Source organism: Streptomyces recifensis, assembly GCF_002154615.1.
GTDB classification, from domain to species: Bacteria; Actinomycetota; Actinomycetes; order Streptomycetales; family Streptomycetaceae; genus Streptomyces; species Streptomyces griseoluteus.
The window spans coordinates 1-14,465 of record NZ_MUNH01000580.1 but is presented as its reverse complement, the minus strand read 5'-3'; the positions used below and the strand labels follow the sequence as shown (position 1 = coordinate 14,465).

Sequence of the window (14,465 nt, the reverse complement as noted above, 5' to 3'; positions counted from 1 at the left end):
GATCGACGCCGTACGCCGGATCGCCCATGTGGACGGCCGTGAACTCGACCTGACCTACCTGGAGTTCGAGTTGCTCGCCCATCTGGTGGCGCACCCGCACCGGGTGCACACCCGCGACCAACTGGTCACCACGGTCTGGGGCTACGGGCATGTCGGCGACGGCCGTACCGTCGACGTGCACATCGCCCGGCTGCGCCGGAAGCTGGGCGCCCAGTACCGGCACGCCATCCAGACCGTGCGCCGGGTCGGCTACAAGTACACGCCCCCGTCAGCCGGTTGAGCCGATCTGCTCTGAGCGGACGCGCGTGCCGCCCGCGTCCGCTCCGGGCATGATCCCCGGCATGAAGCTACTCGTGCTGGGCGGAACCGAGTTCGTGGGCCGGGCCGTGGTGGAGGCCGCGCTGGAGCGGGGCTGGGAGGTGACCGCGTTCAACCGCGGCAACCGCCAGCCCCCGCCGGACGTACGGTCGTTGCACGGTGACCGCACCTCCCCCGAGGGTCTGGCCGCGCTCACCGCCGACGACACCCGGTGGGACGCCGTCGTGGACACCTGGACGGGCGCGCCGAAGACCGTGCTGGACACGGCCCGCCTCCTGAAGGACCGCGTCGAGCGGTACGCCTACATATCCACCCGCTCCGTCTACACCTGGCCCTGGCCCACCCTGGGCGGCCTCGCCGAGGAGGGCCCCCTGGTGGAGGGCGCCGCCGACGCGGACGCCACCGACTACGCGGCCGACAAGCGGGGCGGCGAGCTGGCCGTCCTGGACGCCTTCGGCCCCGACCGCGCCCTGCTGGTCCGGGCGGGCCTGATTCTCGGCCCGTACGAGAACGTCGGCCGGCTCCCCTACTGGCTGAACCGGATCGCGCGCGGCGGCGAGGTGCTGGCACCGGGCCCGCGCGACATGCCGATCCAGTACATCGACGCCCGCGACCTGGCCGCCTGGCTGCTGAGCGCGCTGGACAAGGGTCTGAACGGGCCGTACGACCTGGCGAGCGCGCCGGGTCACACCACCATGGGCGAGCTGCTGGAGCGCTGCCGGGAGGTCACCGGCTCGACCGCCGAGCTGCGCTGGACCGACCCCGCGACGATCCTCGCGGCCGGGATCGAGCCGTGGACCGAGCTGCCCGTCTGGGCGCCGCCGGACGGCGAGCTGTCCTGTGTGCACCGGGGGGACGTCGCGCGGGCGCTGGCCACCGGGCTGCACTGCCGGCCGGTGGACGAGACGGTCGCCGACACCTGGCGCTGGCTCACCTCGATCGGCGGGCAGGTGCCCGAACGGCCGGGCCGCAAGGCGCCGGGCGTCGATCCGCAGAAGGAGGTGGCCGCACTGGCGGCGAATTCCAACTCCCGCAGTTCAGAAGGCATTTCACCCGCCGAACGCGGGTAGACCTGAGAAATATTTGTGAGACCGGTGAACACCTCTGGGGCGGCGTGCGTATGGAAGGGCGCCGCTTCACTCCTGTCGGGCGCCTCGAAGCTGCCCCGCAAGGAAGTCAGAGGAGTTCCATGGGACGCAACATACGTAAACGCCGCTCGCCGCTGGCCGTGAAGGTCACCGCCGCATCGGCGGCCCTAGCGCTCGGCGGGGGCGGGCTGATCTGGGCGAACTTCTACGCCTCGGCTCACGAGTCGAACGACGCGTGGGGAGGCAATCGCACCAAGGCCACGGCCGCGCAGGTCGCCACGATCTCCTGCCCGGACGTCGGCCAGAAGCTGACCAACGTGCCGGACAAGGCCCGTACCGACGTCGCCGGTGAACTGTCCAACCTGGACCGGCAGATCACCGAGGCGTACCAGCGCCTGGCGACCACGCGGGACGCGCAGACCCGGGACGCGAGCTTCGTCCAGAACAGCATTCTCCAGCCGCTCAAGGAGCGCCGCCAGAACATCCTGGACCGGATCAAGCTGGAGATCACCCGCGTGGGCGGCACCGCCCCGGGTGACCTGGACACGCTGGCCAACTGCACCGGCACCCCGGCCGACCAGACCAACGCCGGCGGCCAGCAGGGCGGCCAGAACGGCGGTCAGCAGCAGGGCGGTGGCCAGCAGCAGGGCGGCCAGCAGCAGGGCGGCGGTCAGAACAACGGCGGCCAGCAGCAGGGTGGCGGTCAGCAGCAGGGCGGCGGCCAGAACAACGGCGGTCAGCAGGGCGGCGCCATCGGCGGCCAGGCCGGCAACGGCCCCGTCGCGGCCGACTTCGTCGACATCACCAAGGCCCAGCCGAACGTGCAGGCCAAGCCGCGCCAGGCCCGCAACGCCTCGCGGGGCACCTTCACCACGCGCTGCGGTGTGAACACCAACAAGAACCACAACACCGACAACGTCATCGTGGCGCCCGGTGTGAAGAACGGCGCGCACCACCTCCACGACTACGTCGGCAACCAGAAGATCGACGCGTTCGCCAGCAACAACACGTTCCTCCAGGGCGGTTCGAGCTGCCAGAACAAGAACGACCTGTCGTCGTACTACTGGCCCGTCGTCCGTGTCCAGGACGGTTCGCAGGACTTCGACCAGAACAACGACGGCGGCGGCAAGGAGGGCAACGTCGGCAAGATCCTGACGCCGGTCCAGGCGCAGATCAAGTACGTCGGCAGCCCCACCGGCAAGGTCGTGGCGATGCCGCAGTTCCTGCGGATCATCACCGGTGACGCGAAGACCACCACCAACGGTCTGGCCAACGCCAACGCGCACTGGAGCTGCACCGGGTTCGAGAACAAGGTCCAGCTCACCGAGCAGTACCCGATCTGCCCCCAGGGCAGCAAGGTCGTGCGATCCTTCGCCTTCCAGAGCTGCTGGGACGGCCAGAACGCCGACAGCGCCAACCACCGCACCCACGTGGCGTTCGCCGACGCCAACGGCAACTGCCAGAACGGCTTCAAGGCCATTCCGCAGCTCACCATGCGGCTGGTGTACGACATCACGCCGCCGACCATCGAGAACGGCCAGGTGAAGAACGCCTACGCGGTGGACGGTTTCCCGGAGCAGCTCCACAAGCCCTCCACCGACCACGACGACTTCATCGCCATCACGAAGAACGGTCTCGCGAACAAGATCGCCAACTGTGTGAACCGCGGCCAGAACTGCTCGTGATCCACGGCAGGTGATCCACAGCTCGTGATCCTCCGAAGACCCCCCCTCCTCAGGGGATCACGACAGAAGGCCGGTGACGGGAAGCTTCCCGTCACCGGCCTTCGCCGTGTGCGCACCGCGTCAGCCGGAGTGCTCAGCCCCGTGCCCGCTGTGGTCGGTGCCCACCTCGACCTCGCCGCCGAGCGTGCCGCGCAGGGCGTTGACCACACCGTCGTCGCCCACCGCGACCCACTTGCGGCCGACGAGGTAGTGACCGCCGTAGTCCTTGGCGTCGTTGATCCACTCGCGCTGGCCCCGGTCGGTGGCGAAGGTGGCCAGGACGAATTTTCCGTCGGCGTTCTTGCAGAGCGCCTGGCGGATCTCGTCGGCGTCGGTCTGCATGTCCGGGCGGCACTTCACCTCGGCGGCCAGGCTCTCCAGGCTGCCGGTCGCGGTGGCCGGCACCTTCGCGGTGTCGTCCTGGTCCGCGCCGCAGCCCGCCAGCGTCAGCACCACGGCGCCCACGAGCACCGCGCTGGTCATCCTCATCCGTTCCTCCGGTCCTGGTGGGATCGGGCATCCCGCACCCGAGCCCTCGCAACGGGTACGGCTGCGAGGCCGGACATGCTCAAATCCCTTGATCGGTACGCCCGGTGCCTGCCAGAGTGGTCCGATGGACCAAGACTGGGAAGAGCGCGTGGCGGCCGCCTGGGCCGCCTTGGACACCTGGCCCGAGGACGACGCGGCGGGTTTCCGTGCCGTGATCGACAAGCTGGCCGACGAGTTGCCCGAGGACCACCCGCTGGGCCTGTTCGAGCGGGCCTGCGCCTTCGACTCGACCGGTCACTCGGCCGAGGCGGTGGGACTGTACCGCGCGGCCCTGGACAACGGCCTGACGGAGGCGAACCCGTACAAGGCCCGCCGGACGAAGATCCAGCTGGCCAGCTCGCTCCGCAACACCGGTCACGCGGAGGAGGGTGTCGCCCTGCTCACCCCCGAACTGGACGCGCACTCGGACGAGTTGAACGACGCGGTACGGGCCTGTCTGGCGCTGTGCCTGTCCAGCCTGGGCCGGGACCGCGAGGGACTCTCGCTGGTGCTCGGCGCGCTGGCCCCCCATCTCCCGCGCTACCAGCGGTCGATGGCGAACTACGCCCGCCTGCTGACCGAACCGGCCTGATCCGGGCCGCACATCACCCGTGCGGCGGTGACCTACGGCCGTCTCGCTCGTTCTCCCCGATGTGCAGTCACAGGATGTAGCCCAGCGTCACGCACCCGCCTCCTCCCGGAACCAGGACCCGGCCGTCGACGTCGGCCGGGCCGAGGCCGCGCTCGTCGAGCACTACCCCCGGCTGGTCCGGCTCGCCTACCTGGTGCTCCCGCCCACTCTCGGCCGGGGGCGCCGGGTCCTGACCGCACACGCCCTCGCCCAGCGCGCCCTCCCGCGCGGCCGCAAGCAGCGCGCCCTGATCCCGGCCCAGTCGGCCGGCCGCGACGGCGACCCCGGCTACGACTTCGTCCGGCTGCGGGTGCTGCGCAGCGCATTGGAGGCGTCCGAGCCGCGCAAGGGGCTCCCCAAGCTGTCCCAACTCCCGGCTCCGCTTCCCCAGGTGTGGGGCCTGAGGCTCTTCCCGCACTCCGGCGGCGCCGACGAACTCGCCCTGGACCAGAAGCTGTCGGCCCTCTCCGGCCCGGCTCGCGCCGCCTACGTCCTGCGCGGCCTGGAGGGGCTGGCGGACGACGACGTACGCAAGATCCTCAAGGCCGCCGGGGTCACCCGTACCGAGTCCGCGCTGGCCGGGGCGAACGGGGTGCCCGCGCAGTACGCGCTGCTCGCCTCCCCCGAGTTCGACGCCTGCTCGCTCCAGGCCCGGCCCACCGATCTGATGCGCCGCCGCCAGCACACCAAGGCGGCGGTGGCCGCGGCCGCCGCGCTCGCGGTGGCCTGCGTGCTGGTCGCGCTGCCCGGCGGCGGCTGGGGCCCGGACGGCGCCGCGGCCCCCTCGTACGCGGAGAACCCGGCCGCGGTGGCCGCGCTCGACCCCGCCAAGGTGCAGCGGGTGGCCCCGGCCGCGTGGCGGACCTCGGCCCGCACCGACTTCTCCGTCTGGCCGGCGCGCGGCCCGCTCACCGGCGACGACGGCCTGCTGCGCCGGGCACTGACGGTCTGGGCCCGCCCCGGCGCCACGGTCCGCGTCTCGGCCACCCCCGGCACCTTCACCGGCGGCCCCGCCGGCCCGCCCCAGCTGCTGTACGCGGGCGACGTGGACGCGGCCCGCGTGGTGATTCTCTACGACGGTCTGCGCATCGCCCGCTACGCCGAGCCGAGGGACGGCACCGAGGGCGCGGCCCTCGACTTCGCCCGCGTGGACGGCGCGACCGGCGCCGAGGCGAGCGCGCTGGTGCTCGGCCGCTCCGACGGCAACGTCCGCTACCTGACCGCACCGTGGGTGAAGAAGGCCGCCGGACGGGACCTGACCAAGCCGGAGTCGGCGCCGACCGCGCTCACCCTGACCGACGGGGTCACCTCCCCGCTGGCCAGTCCGGCGCTGCGGGCGGGTGACTGCACCTCGTGGACCGTGCTCCAGCTGACGGACGGCTCGGGCGCCCAGCTCTCCAGCGACCTGGGCGAGCTGGTGCCGGCCCACCTCACCGCGGGCCGGCCGGGGTCGGCCCGAGAGGCGACCGGGGCCGAAGGGCTGCGCGCCTGGGCGCCCTTCGCCTGCTCGCTGGCGGCGGAGCGGGCGGCCGGGGTGCGGGGGGTGAACGCGTGGGCGTTCGCCGAGCAGCCGCTGCCGGACGCGAGCGGTGCCGGGCAATGGGTGTGCACGCGGGCCGAGACCTGGCGCGGTGACGGCACGGCCGCGCTGGCCCAGTTCCGTACGCCGGGCGGTCCGGCCGGGGCGGTGGTGGCCAAGGGCACCGACACCACGGCGTGCGGCCCGCGCGATCCGCACGTGCTGGCCGGGGTGCTGTGGAAGTCGAGCGGCGGCCACTGGTATCTGCTGGCTGCGGGCAGCCGGGGCGTGACCTCGATCCGGTCCTCGGGCGGGGTGACCGCGTCCGGGCAGGGCCCGTTGCTGGTGGCGAAGGCGGAGCGGGGCGCCCAGGCGCAGTTGGCGGGCACGCTGGAGGGCGGCCGGAAGATCAGCGGGCTGCACTGACCGGCGCTGCTGACAGTTTGCCCAACAAGGCCGTGCACAGGGGTTCTCAGGAGCAGTACCCGTCAGTACATTGACGCCATGTCTAACAAGCAGGCCCGGCCGGTGCAGGCCGAGCGCATCCCGCTGAAGGCGCGCAAGGTGTCCTTCGCCTGGGAGGACACCCCGCTGCACTGGGTGCCGGGCGACCCCTTCACCACGCACACCATCAATGTGCTGCATCTGCTGCTGCCCGCCGGTGAACGGTGGTTCGTCCACGTCTACCAGCAGGCGCTGCCGCTGATCCGGGACGACCGGCTGCGGGAAGACGTGATCGGGTTCATCGGCCAGGAGGCGATGCACTCCCAGGCCCACGACGAGGTGCTGCCGCATCTGCGCGAGCAGGGGCTCGACCCGACGCCGTACACCGCCCAGGTCGACTGGTTCTTCGAGAAGCTGCTCGGGGACCGCACCCTGCCGCCGGGCCGGGCGCGCCGCTGGTGGCTGCTGGAGCGGATCGCGCTGATCGCGGCGATCGAGCACTACACCGCGTTCCTCGGCGACTGGGTGCTCAACGCGGCCGAGCTGGACCGGCGGGGTGCCGATCCGACCATGCTGGACCTGCTGCGCTGGCACGGCGCGGAGGAGGTCGAGCACCGCTCGGTCGCCTTCGACCTCTTCGTGCACGTGGACGGCGACTACCGGCGCCGGGTGCGGACCTGGGCGCTGGCCTTCGCGGCGCTGATGTTCCTGTGGCAGCGCGGGGCCCGCTTCTTCATGGCGCACGATCCGACGCTGGTGGACGGCAAGGCGTCGTTCCGCGCGTTCTACCGGAGCGGCCGCCGGGGGACGCTGCCCGCGACGGGCGCGCTGCTGAAGTCGGTCCCGCGCTATCTCAGCCGGGCCTACCACCCGTCCCAGGAGGGCTCGACCGCGCAGGCGGTGGCCTACCTGGCCTCGTCCCCGGCGGCGCTGGCCGCACGGAAGGCGGAGCACGATGCCTGAGCAGACCACCCGGTCCGTCGCGGCCGCCGCGCTCCTGGTGGGCGCCGGGCTGCTGACCCGGCGGGCGCTGCGCCGCCGGGTCGGCCGATCGCCGCTGTGGCCGATGCCGGCGCTGGACCCGCCGGTCTCCGGCCGCCCCCGCACGCGGGCGCTGCGGCTGCTGCTGACCGGGCACGAGCGCATCGCGGACGGCGTGGTGCGGCTCCGTCTGGAGGGCGGCGGCCTGCCCGCCTGGGAGCCGGGCGCGCATCTGGACCTGGTGCTGCCCTCGGGGCTGGTGCGCCAGTACTCGCTGTGCGGGGACCCGGCCGACTCCTCGGCGTACGAGGTGGCCGCGCGGCTGGTCGAGGACGGCCGGGGCGGCTCGCGGGAGGTGCACGAGCGGCTCACCGAGGGGATGGAGCTGGAGGTGCGCGGCCCGCGCAACCGGTTCCCGCTGGTGGCGGCGCCCGCGTACGTCTTCGTGGCCGGCGGCATCGGGATCACCCCGGTCCTGCCGATGCTGCGGGCCCTGCCGGAGGACGTGGACGTTCGGCTGCTGTACTGCGGGCGTACGCGGGCCTCGATGCCGTTCCTGAAGGAGGCGGCGGCGCTGGTCGGGGACGGGTGCACGGTGGTGGCGGAGGACGAGGACGGCCGCCCCGACCTCGCCGCGCTGCTGACCGGGCTGCCCGAGGGCGCGGTCGTGTACTGCTGTGGCCCGGAGGGCCTGATGGCGGCGGTGGAGGCGGCGCTGCCCGGGGGGACCGCGCTGCACCTGGAGCGGTTCGCCCCGCGCGTGACGGGCGGCGCCGACACCGCGTTCGAGGTGGAACTGCGGCGCAGCGGGAAGACGTTGACCGTCCCGGCCGACTCGACCGTGCTGGCGGCGGTGCGCCGGGAGCTGCCGGACACCCTCTACTCCTGTGAGCAGGGTTTCTGCGGGACCTGCCAACAGCGGGTGCTGGAGGGCGAGGTGGACCACCGGGACGAGCTGCTGACGGACGGGGAGCGCGACGACTCGATGCTGATCTGCGTGTCCCGCGCCCGGGGTGAGCGGCTGGTGCTGGACATGTGAGCACGGGCCGGGCGGAACGGGACGGTCCAAGTGTCGTTGCCGGTCGGTAAGGTTGAACCCATGGTTACCGGGGTTCGCCGCAGGATGGGCGTCGAGGAGCGGCGGCAGCAGTTGATCAAGGTCGCGCTCGACCTGTTCAGCCGGCGCTCGCCCGACGAGGTCTCGATCGACGAGATAGCGTCCGCCGCGGGCATCTCCCGCCCGCTGGTCTACCACTACTTCCCCGGCAAGATGAGCCTGTACGAGGCCGCGCTGACGCGGGCGGCGGAGGATCTGGCGGGCCGCTTCGAGGAGCCGCACGAGGGCCCGCTCGGCGCCCGGCTGCTCCGCGTGATGGGCCGCTTCTTCGACTTCGTGGACGAGCACGGGCCGGGCTTCTCCGCCCTGATGCGGGGCGGCCCGGCGGTCGGCTCCTCGGCCACCAACGCCCTCATCGACTCCGTGCGCCAGGCGTCCTACGAGCAGATCCTGTCCCATCTGGGGATCACCGAGGCGCCCGCCCGCCTGGAGCTGGTGGTGCGCTCATGGATCTCGCTGGTGGAGTCGACGGCGCTGATCTGGCTGGAGGGCCGCCGGGTGCCGCGCGAGGAGCTGGAACGCCAGCTCGTGCACGACTTCGCCGCCCTGGTCGCGGTCAGCGCCGCCTACGACCCCGAGATGGCCTCCGTGGTGCGCACGTTCGTACGGAACGAGCCGGGCGACGGTCCCTTCGCGGAACTCGCCGCCCGGCTGATCTCCCTGGCGTCCTGATCCGTTACCGGGTGAACACCGCCACGGTCCGCGCCGGGACCGTGAAGGTGCCCGAACCGGACGCGTAGGAGGCCGACTTGACCACGTCGTCCGAGCCGGCCGCCTGGACGGGGTGCAGGCGGTAGTCCGTGCCCGCGAGGGCGCCGATCCGCTGCTCCTGCCGCTCGGGCGTGGCGTTGAAGACCACGACCAGGCCGCCCAGGCGCATGGTGATCACGCCGGGGGTCTCGTCCTTGCCGGAGAGCGGGAAGGAGAGCCGGTCCTGCACCTGGGCGGTGGTGGCGAGGGAGAAGGCGTCCTCGCCGGTGCGGATGCGCAGCAGGTCGCGGTAGGCGGCCGAGGCGCCGGTGATCTGCGGGCAGCCGACCTCGACCGTGCTCAGCAGGGGCTTGGCGTACGGCCACTTGGACTCGTTGTCGGCCGCCGGGGGCAGCCCGCGTCCGAAGCCGTTGCCGTCGGCGCAGTTCCAGTGGATGGCGTTGAACCAGTCGCCGCTGTCGAAGGAGTTGCGGTCCAGTGACTTGGAGCGCAGCAGGTCGGTGCCCGCCTGGGACAGGGCCGGACCCTGGGAGAGCGCGGCCGTGGCCATCGCCAGCACCTGCATACGGGCCCGGTCGGACGCGCTCGTCCCGACCGGCAGCTTGAAGGCCAGGGCGTCGAACAGCGACTCGTTGTCGTGGGCGTCGGCGTAGGCGAGGGCGTCGCCGGGGGCCGCCGCGTATCCGGCGGGCGAGCCGTTGTAGTCGACCCCGGCGCCGGTGACCTCCTTGCCGTCGTTGTCGGTGAACCGGTATCCGGCGAGGTTGCCGGTCAGGCCGACCTTGATCAGGTCCTGGTAGTGCAGCAGCCGGGCCTTCTGCTCGGCCTCGGTGCCGTTGGCGGCCGAGGAGTTGGGGTCGGTGAACAGGCCGGAGGCGAAGCCCTGGACGCCGGGGTCCGTGTCGAAGGGTCCGCCGCCGCGCACGGCGTCACGGGCCCGGTCGGAGAAGGTGGCGATGCCGGTGCCGGCCATGTTCTTCTGCGTGGCCTGGACGAACCGGGCGTCGTCGGCGACCTCGCCGAAGTTCCAGCCCTCGCCGTACAGGATGATCTTCTTGCCGTCGACGCCGTCCTTGGCGACGGTCAGCGCGTCCAGTGCCTTGCGGACGGCCAGGATGTTGGCCTTGGGGTGGTGGCCCATGAGGTCGAAGCGGAAGCCGTCGACCTTGTACTCCTTGGCCCAGGTGACGATCGAGTCCACGACGAGCTTGCCCATCATGGCGTTCTCGGTCGCGGTGTTGGCGCAGCAGGTGGAGTTGGCCACGCTGCCGTCCGCGAGGAGCCGCTGGTAGTAGCCGGGCACGATCCGGTCGAGCACCGAGGTGTCCGCCTGGCCGCTGGCCGCCGTGTGGTTGTAGACCACGTCCATGACGACCCGCAGCCCGTCCTGGTTGAGCGCCTGCACCATCTTCCGGAACTGCACGGTACGCGCGGTGCCGTCGGGGTCGGTGGCGTACGAGCCCTCGGGGACCGTGTAGTGGAAGGGGTCGTACCCCCAGTTGTAGCCGTCCTTCGCGGCGGTCTTCGCCACGCACTCCTGCTGCTTGGCGGAGTCGGCAGGGAAGGAGGCCAGGTCGCAGTCCGGGGTGGCCTGGTCGACCTTCTTCTCGGGGATGGTGGCGATGTCGAACGCGGGCAGCAGGTGCACGTAGGAGGTGCCGGCCCTGGCCAGCTCCCGCAGGTGCTTCGAGCCGTCGCTGTCCTTGTCGGTGAAGGCCAGGTAGGTGCCCTGGTCTCCCGCCGGGACGGTCTTGTCGGCCACCGAGAAGTCCCGGATGTGCAGCTCCTGGATCTGCGCGTCCCTCAGCGGCACCGCCTTGGGCTTGGTGAGCCCGGCCCAGCCCGCAGGGGCCAGGGAGCGGTCGGCGAGGTCGACGACGAGGCTGCGCTCGGAGTCGGCGGTCAGGGCGAGCGAGTAGGGGTCGGTGACCGAGTTGGTCACGAGCTTGCCGACACTGGGCGCCCACACCTTGACCACGTACCGGTAGGGCTTGCCCTTCCAGGACGCGGGGCCGGTGACGGACCAGACGCCGGTGGCGCCGTCGCGGCGCATGGGCTTCAGGGAGCCGTCCAGTTCCAGCGAGACGCTCCGGGCCGTGGGCGCCCACACCGAGAGGGTGGGCTTTCCGGCGTGGAAGACCGGGCCGAGGCCGCTCTTCGTGGCGCTCGCGTAGACGTCGTCCAGCACTCCGGCGATCTGCACCCCGGTCGCGGCGAGCACCGCGCCGTCGGCCGCGCGCTGGGAGGCGACGAGCTGGCCGGTGAGGGCCTCGCGCACCCGGTCGCGGTCGCGGGGGTCGACTCTCCAGGCGGTGTAGTCCTTCAGGTGCGGGAACTTCGCCTTCTGGGCGTCGGTGAGCGTGCTCTTCCCCAGCCGCAGCCAGCGCTCGTCGTCGCTGGTCAGCGTGGCGTCCTTGACGGTGATCGAGCCGTCACGGGAGTAGAGGAGCTGAGTGGAGGCAGCCCCCTCGGCGCCGTTCCACGCGAGGGTGTCCCGGTCGATCCAGACGGCCTTGGCGGTGGTCAGGTCGAGCGCGGCCGCGCTGCCCTTCGGCTGCGGGAGCAGGTACTTCTCCTGGCCGCTCAACAGCCACACCTCGTGGCCATTCGCCTTGAGGTCGAGGGACTGGTCGGTGGGCAGGTCCTTCTCGTCGCCCTTGTGCAGGATGTAGCTGAGACTGGTGGCACCCTCGGTGAGCGGTACCTCGAAGACGGCGCCATAGGCGTCAGTCTTCACCGGCGTGAGGGGCTTCGACCAGTCGGTGGGGTTCGCGGCACCGGTCCAGGTGTGCAGGCCCCAGCCGTCGTAGTCGCCGTCGGCGCGGTGGTAGTGGAGTACGGCCTTGCCCTGGTCCTGGGCGGGGTAGTCGGGGCGCTCGGTCAGCACCTGGGGCTTGCCCTGCTCCAGCCAGACCTCACCCGTCTTGGTGACGTCGATGCTCCGGTCGGCGGAGACGTCCTTGTCGCCGTTCTTGTCGATGACCAGGAAGCCGACGTTGGAGGCGCCCGGCTTGAGCTTGACGTAGGCGAAGGCGCCGTAGGCGTCGCGGCCGGTGAAGGGGTGGCTCGCCGGCCACTCGGTGGCCTCGCCGTCCGCGAGGTCGCCCCAGGCGTACAGGCCCCAGTTCGCGTAGTCGCCGTCGGCCCGCTTGTAGTGCACCACGGCGTAGTCGCGGGAGGCGGCGGCGGGCGGCTCGGGGACGGGCGCGGTGCCGGTGGCCGAGGAGGCCAGGGCGCTCGCGGTGCGGCCGGCGGAGTCGATCACCACGGCCTTGTACCGCAGCGCGGTCCCGGCGGGTACGTCCTTGCCGATGGCCTGGGTGACCTTGTACGGGGCGTGGTCCGCTGAACCCAGCGTCCTCCAGGGTCCGTTGCCGACCTGCGCGGCGAAGACGACCCGGTTCAGTCCGCCGCCGCTCACGTCGGCGCCGACCTCCACCGTGCCGGTGGCTCCGGCGGCCGGGGCGGTCAGGGTGAGCGTGGGCCTGGTGGCGGGGGCGGCGGGGCGCCCGGTGGCCCGGTAGACCACGGCGGTGCCGGCCGGGACGGTCACGGTGAGCCTGCGCCCGGCGTCGGTGCGTACGGTGCGCTCGGTGCCGTAGATCCCCCGGTACGCCATGCCCGCCGAGCCGGTGGTGAAGGTGGCTCGCCGGGCCTCGCCGGCGTTGTTGAGGGCGACGACGTACTCGGCGCCGGTGCGGGCGTCGGTGCGGGTGAAGGCGTAGACACCGGCGCCGTCGGCCGCGTAACGCTCGGTCTGCACACCGTCGGTGAGGGCCGGGTTGGCCTTGCGGAGCGCCGCGAGGGCGGCGATGTCCCGGTACAGCGGGGCCTTGGTGTCGTAGGCGTCGCTGGCGTGGGTGCGGGCGGTGCCGATCTCGTCGTCGTCCAGGTAGTCGGCGACCTTGGAGGCGAACATGGTCTGGCGGGCGTCCTTGTCGCCGCCGGAGCCGGTGAAGCCCTGCTCGTCGCCGTAGTAGACGACCGGGTTGCCCCGGCTGAGGAACATGAGCTGGTTGGCGAGGCGGTCCTTGCGCAGGATCTCGGCGTCGGACGCCTTCGGGTCGTCCTGCTTCAGGAACGAGCCGATGCGGCCCATGTCGTGGTTGCCGAGGAAGGTCACCTGCTCGTAGGCGTTGGCCTTGTCGGTCGTGTACTTGTAGTCGTCCCCGAAGACCCCGGCGAGCTTCTTGGCGCTGCCGCCCTGGGAGGCGTAGGCGCGGGCGGCGTCCTGGAAGGGGAAGTCGAGGGTGGCGTCCAGCCGCCCCCGGGTGACGTACGGGGAGGTCACCGAGGTGTCGGCGGAGTAGACCTCGCCGAACATGAAGAAGTTCTTCCGGCCGCGCCCGGCCGCGTACTTGTCCAGCGCGGTGGCCCACTGGGTCCAGAAGTCCATGTTCACGTGCTTGACGGTGTCGATGCGGAAGCCGTCGACGGCGAAGTCCCGCACCCACCGCTGGTAGATCTTCTCCATGCCGCTGACCACCTCGGGACGCTCGGTCCACAGGTCGTCCAGGCCGGAGAAGTCGCCGTACTCGGCGGACTCGCCCGCGAAGGTGGAGTCGCCCCGGTTGTGGTACATCGCCGGGTCGTTGAGCCAGGCCGGCACCTTGCTCCGGCTGCGCACGGCCGGAGTGCGGGGGAAGGACGAGGCGTCCACGGCCGGGAACTTCTTGCGGCCGTCGGCGTAGTCGGCGTCGTCGAAGGGGCGGCCGTCCTTGGTCAGGTACGGGAAGGCGCCCTTGGAGAGGTAGTCGTAGGACTTCTCCCGGTAGTCGACGAGGTCGGCGGTGTGGTTGGTGATGACGTCGAAGAAGACCTTCATGCCCCTGGCGTGCGCCTTGGCGATCAGGCCCTTCAGGTCGGCGTTGGTGCCGAAGTGCGGATCGACCTGGGTGAAGTCGGTGATCCAGTAACCGTGGTAGCCGGCCGACGCGTCGGCTCCGGTGCCCTGCACGGGGCGGTTCTTGAAGATCGGGGCGAGCCAGATGGCGGTCGTGCCGAGGCCCTTGATGTAGTCGAGGCGCTGGGTCAGGCCCTTGAGGTCGCCGCCCTGGTAGAAGCCCTTGTCGGTGGGGTCGTAGCCGGTGCTGAGCCGGGAACCGGTCAGTCCGCCGCGGTCGTTGGAGCGGTCGCCGTTGGCGAAACGATCCGGCATGACGAAGTAGAACTGTTCCCGCGTGTCGTCGTGCCGGGCGGGCTCGGCGGCGAGGCGGGCGTCGGAGGGCGGTGCGGGCGGGCTTGCCGCATGGGCGGACAGGGGCGTCACCAGGGAAGCGGCGAGGGCCGCCACGACGACGGTCGCCGCCCGGGTCCGATAGGGGGTGCGGCGCGTCCGGCGCGCCTGCCAGGAGGGTCTCACGGGCACAAACTCCTTGCGGTCACGGCTCGTTCGAGTCCGGCC

The 14,465-nt window shown here is 71.9% G+C and carries 10 protein-coding genes; 8 read left to right on the top strand and 2 right to left on the bottom strand.

The window, feature by feature from the left end; genetic code table 11:
• The 3 genes from CCN33_RS26420 to CCN33_RS26410 form a co-directional block, all read left to right on the top strand.
• The coding region (locus tag CCN33_RS26420) for a winged helix-turn-helix domain-containing protein (RefSeq protein WP_140394684.1) at positions 1-280 on the top strand (280 nt) is incomplete at its 5' end.
• A 61-nt stretch (positions 281-341) separates the two neighbouring features.
• A complete protein-coding gene (locus CCN33_RS26415; protein WP_086695969.1) occupies positions 342-1,388 on the top strand; it encodes an NAD-dependent epimerase/dehydratase family protein in 1,047 nt (348 codons plus the stop codon).
• A 119-nt stretch (positions 1,389-1,507) separates the two neighbouring features.
• Positions 1,508-3,091, top strand: a complete 1,584-nt coding sequence (locus tag CCN33_RS26410) for a DUF1996 domain-containing protein (RefSeq protein WP_086695968.1) — start codon at positions 1,508-1,510, stop codon at positions 3,089-3,091.
• A 120-nt stretch (positions 3,092-3,211) separates the two neighbouring features.
• Here CCN33_RS26410 and CCN33_RS26405 read toward each other — a convergent pair whose 3' ends face one another.
• Positions 3,212-3,619, bottom strand: a complete 408-nt coding sequence (locus tag CCN33_RS26405; protein WP_208621900.1) for a hypothetical protein — start codon at positions 3,617-3,619, stop codon at positions 3,212-3,214.
• Positions 3,620-3,743: 124 nt separating this feature from the next.
• Here CCN33_RS26405 and CCN33_RS26400 point away from each other — a divergent pair, with 124 nt between their 5' ends.
• From CCN33_RS26400 to CCN33_RS26380, 5 genes are all read left to right on the top strand, one after another.
• Entirely contained in the window at positions 3,744-4,250 is a 507-nt protein-coding gene (locus CCN33_RS26400) for a tetratricopeptide repeat protein (RefSeq protein ID WP_086695966.1), read from the top strand.
• Positions 4,251-4,311: 61 nt separating this feature from the next.
• A complete protein-coding gene (locus tag CCN33_RS26395; RefSeq protein WP_086695965.1) occupies positions 4,312-6,234 on the top strand; it encodes a hypothetical protein in 1,923 nt (640 codons plus the stop codon).
• Between the two features lie 78 nt (positions 6,235-6,312).
• On the top strand, positions 6,313-7,215 hold the full coding sequence (locus CCN33_RS26390) for a metal-dependent hydrolase (RefSeq protein ID WP_086695964.1): 903 nt from the start codon (positions 6,313-6,315) through the stop codon (positions 7,213-7,215).
• The gene (locus tag CCN33_RS26385) at positions 7,208-8,272 is read left to right on the top strand and encodes a PDR/VanB family oxidoreductase (RefSeq protein WP_086695963.1); all 1,065 of its coding nucleotides are present in this window, start codon (positions 7,208-7,210) and stop codon (positions 8,270-8,272) included. Before CCN33_RS26390 ends, CCN33_RS26385 begins: the two co-directional genes overlap by 8 nt.
• Before the next feature lie 60 nt (positions 8,273-8,332).
• Entirely contained in the window at positions 8,333-9,022 is a 690-nt protein-coding gene (locus tag CCN33_RS26380; protein ID WP_086695962.1) for a TetR/AcrR family transcriptional regulator, read from the top strand.
• A gap of 4 nt (positions 9,023-9,026) precedes the next feature.
• On the opposite strand, the gene pulA is transcribed toward CCN33_RS26380, so the two are convergent.
• Entirely contained in the window at positions 9,027-14,423 is a 5,397-nt protein-coding gene (gene pulA, locus CCN33_RS26375) for a pullulanase-type alpha-1,6-glucosidase (protein WP_086695961.1), read from the bottom strand.
• Positions 14,424-14,465 lie beyond the last annotated feature (42 nt).

Excerpts from the sequence above, each read along its gene's own strand:
- CCN33_RS26415 (WP_086695969.1), top strand. The coding sequence starts at position 342 with ATGAAGCTACTCGTGCTGGGCGGAACCGAGTTCGTGGGCCGGGCCGTG.
- CCN33_RS26410 (WP_086695968.1), top strand. The coding sequence starts at position 1,508 with ATGGGACGCAACATACGTAAACGCCGCTCGCCGCTGGCCGTGAAGGTC.
- CCN33_RS26405 (WP_208621900.1), bottom strand. The coding sequence starts at position 3,619 with ATGAGGATGACCAGCGCGGTGCTCGTGGGCGCCGTGGTGCTGACGCTG.
- CCN33_RS26400 (WP_086695966.1), top strand. The coding sequence starts at position 3,744 with ATGGACCAAGACTGGGAAGAGCGCGTGGCGGCCGCCTGGGCCGCCTTG.
- CCN33_RS26390 (WP_086695964.1), top strand. The coding sequence starts at position 6,313 with ATGTCTAACAAGCAGGCCCGGCCGGTGCAGGCCGAGCGCATCCCGCTG.
- CCN33_RS26385 (WP_086695963.1), top strand. The coding sequence starts at position 7,208 with ATGCCTGAGCAGACCACCCGGTCCGTCGCGGCCGCCGCGCTCCTGGTG.
- CCN33_RS26380 (WP_086695962.1), top strand. The coding sequence starts at position 8,333 with ATGGTTACCGGGGTTCGCCGCAGGATGGGCGTCGAGGAGCGGCGGCAG.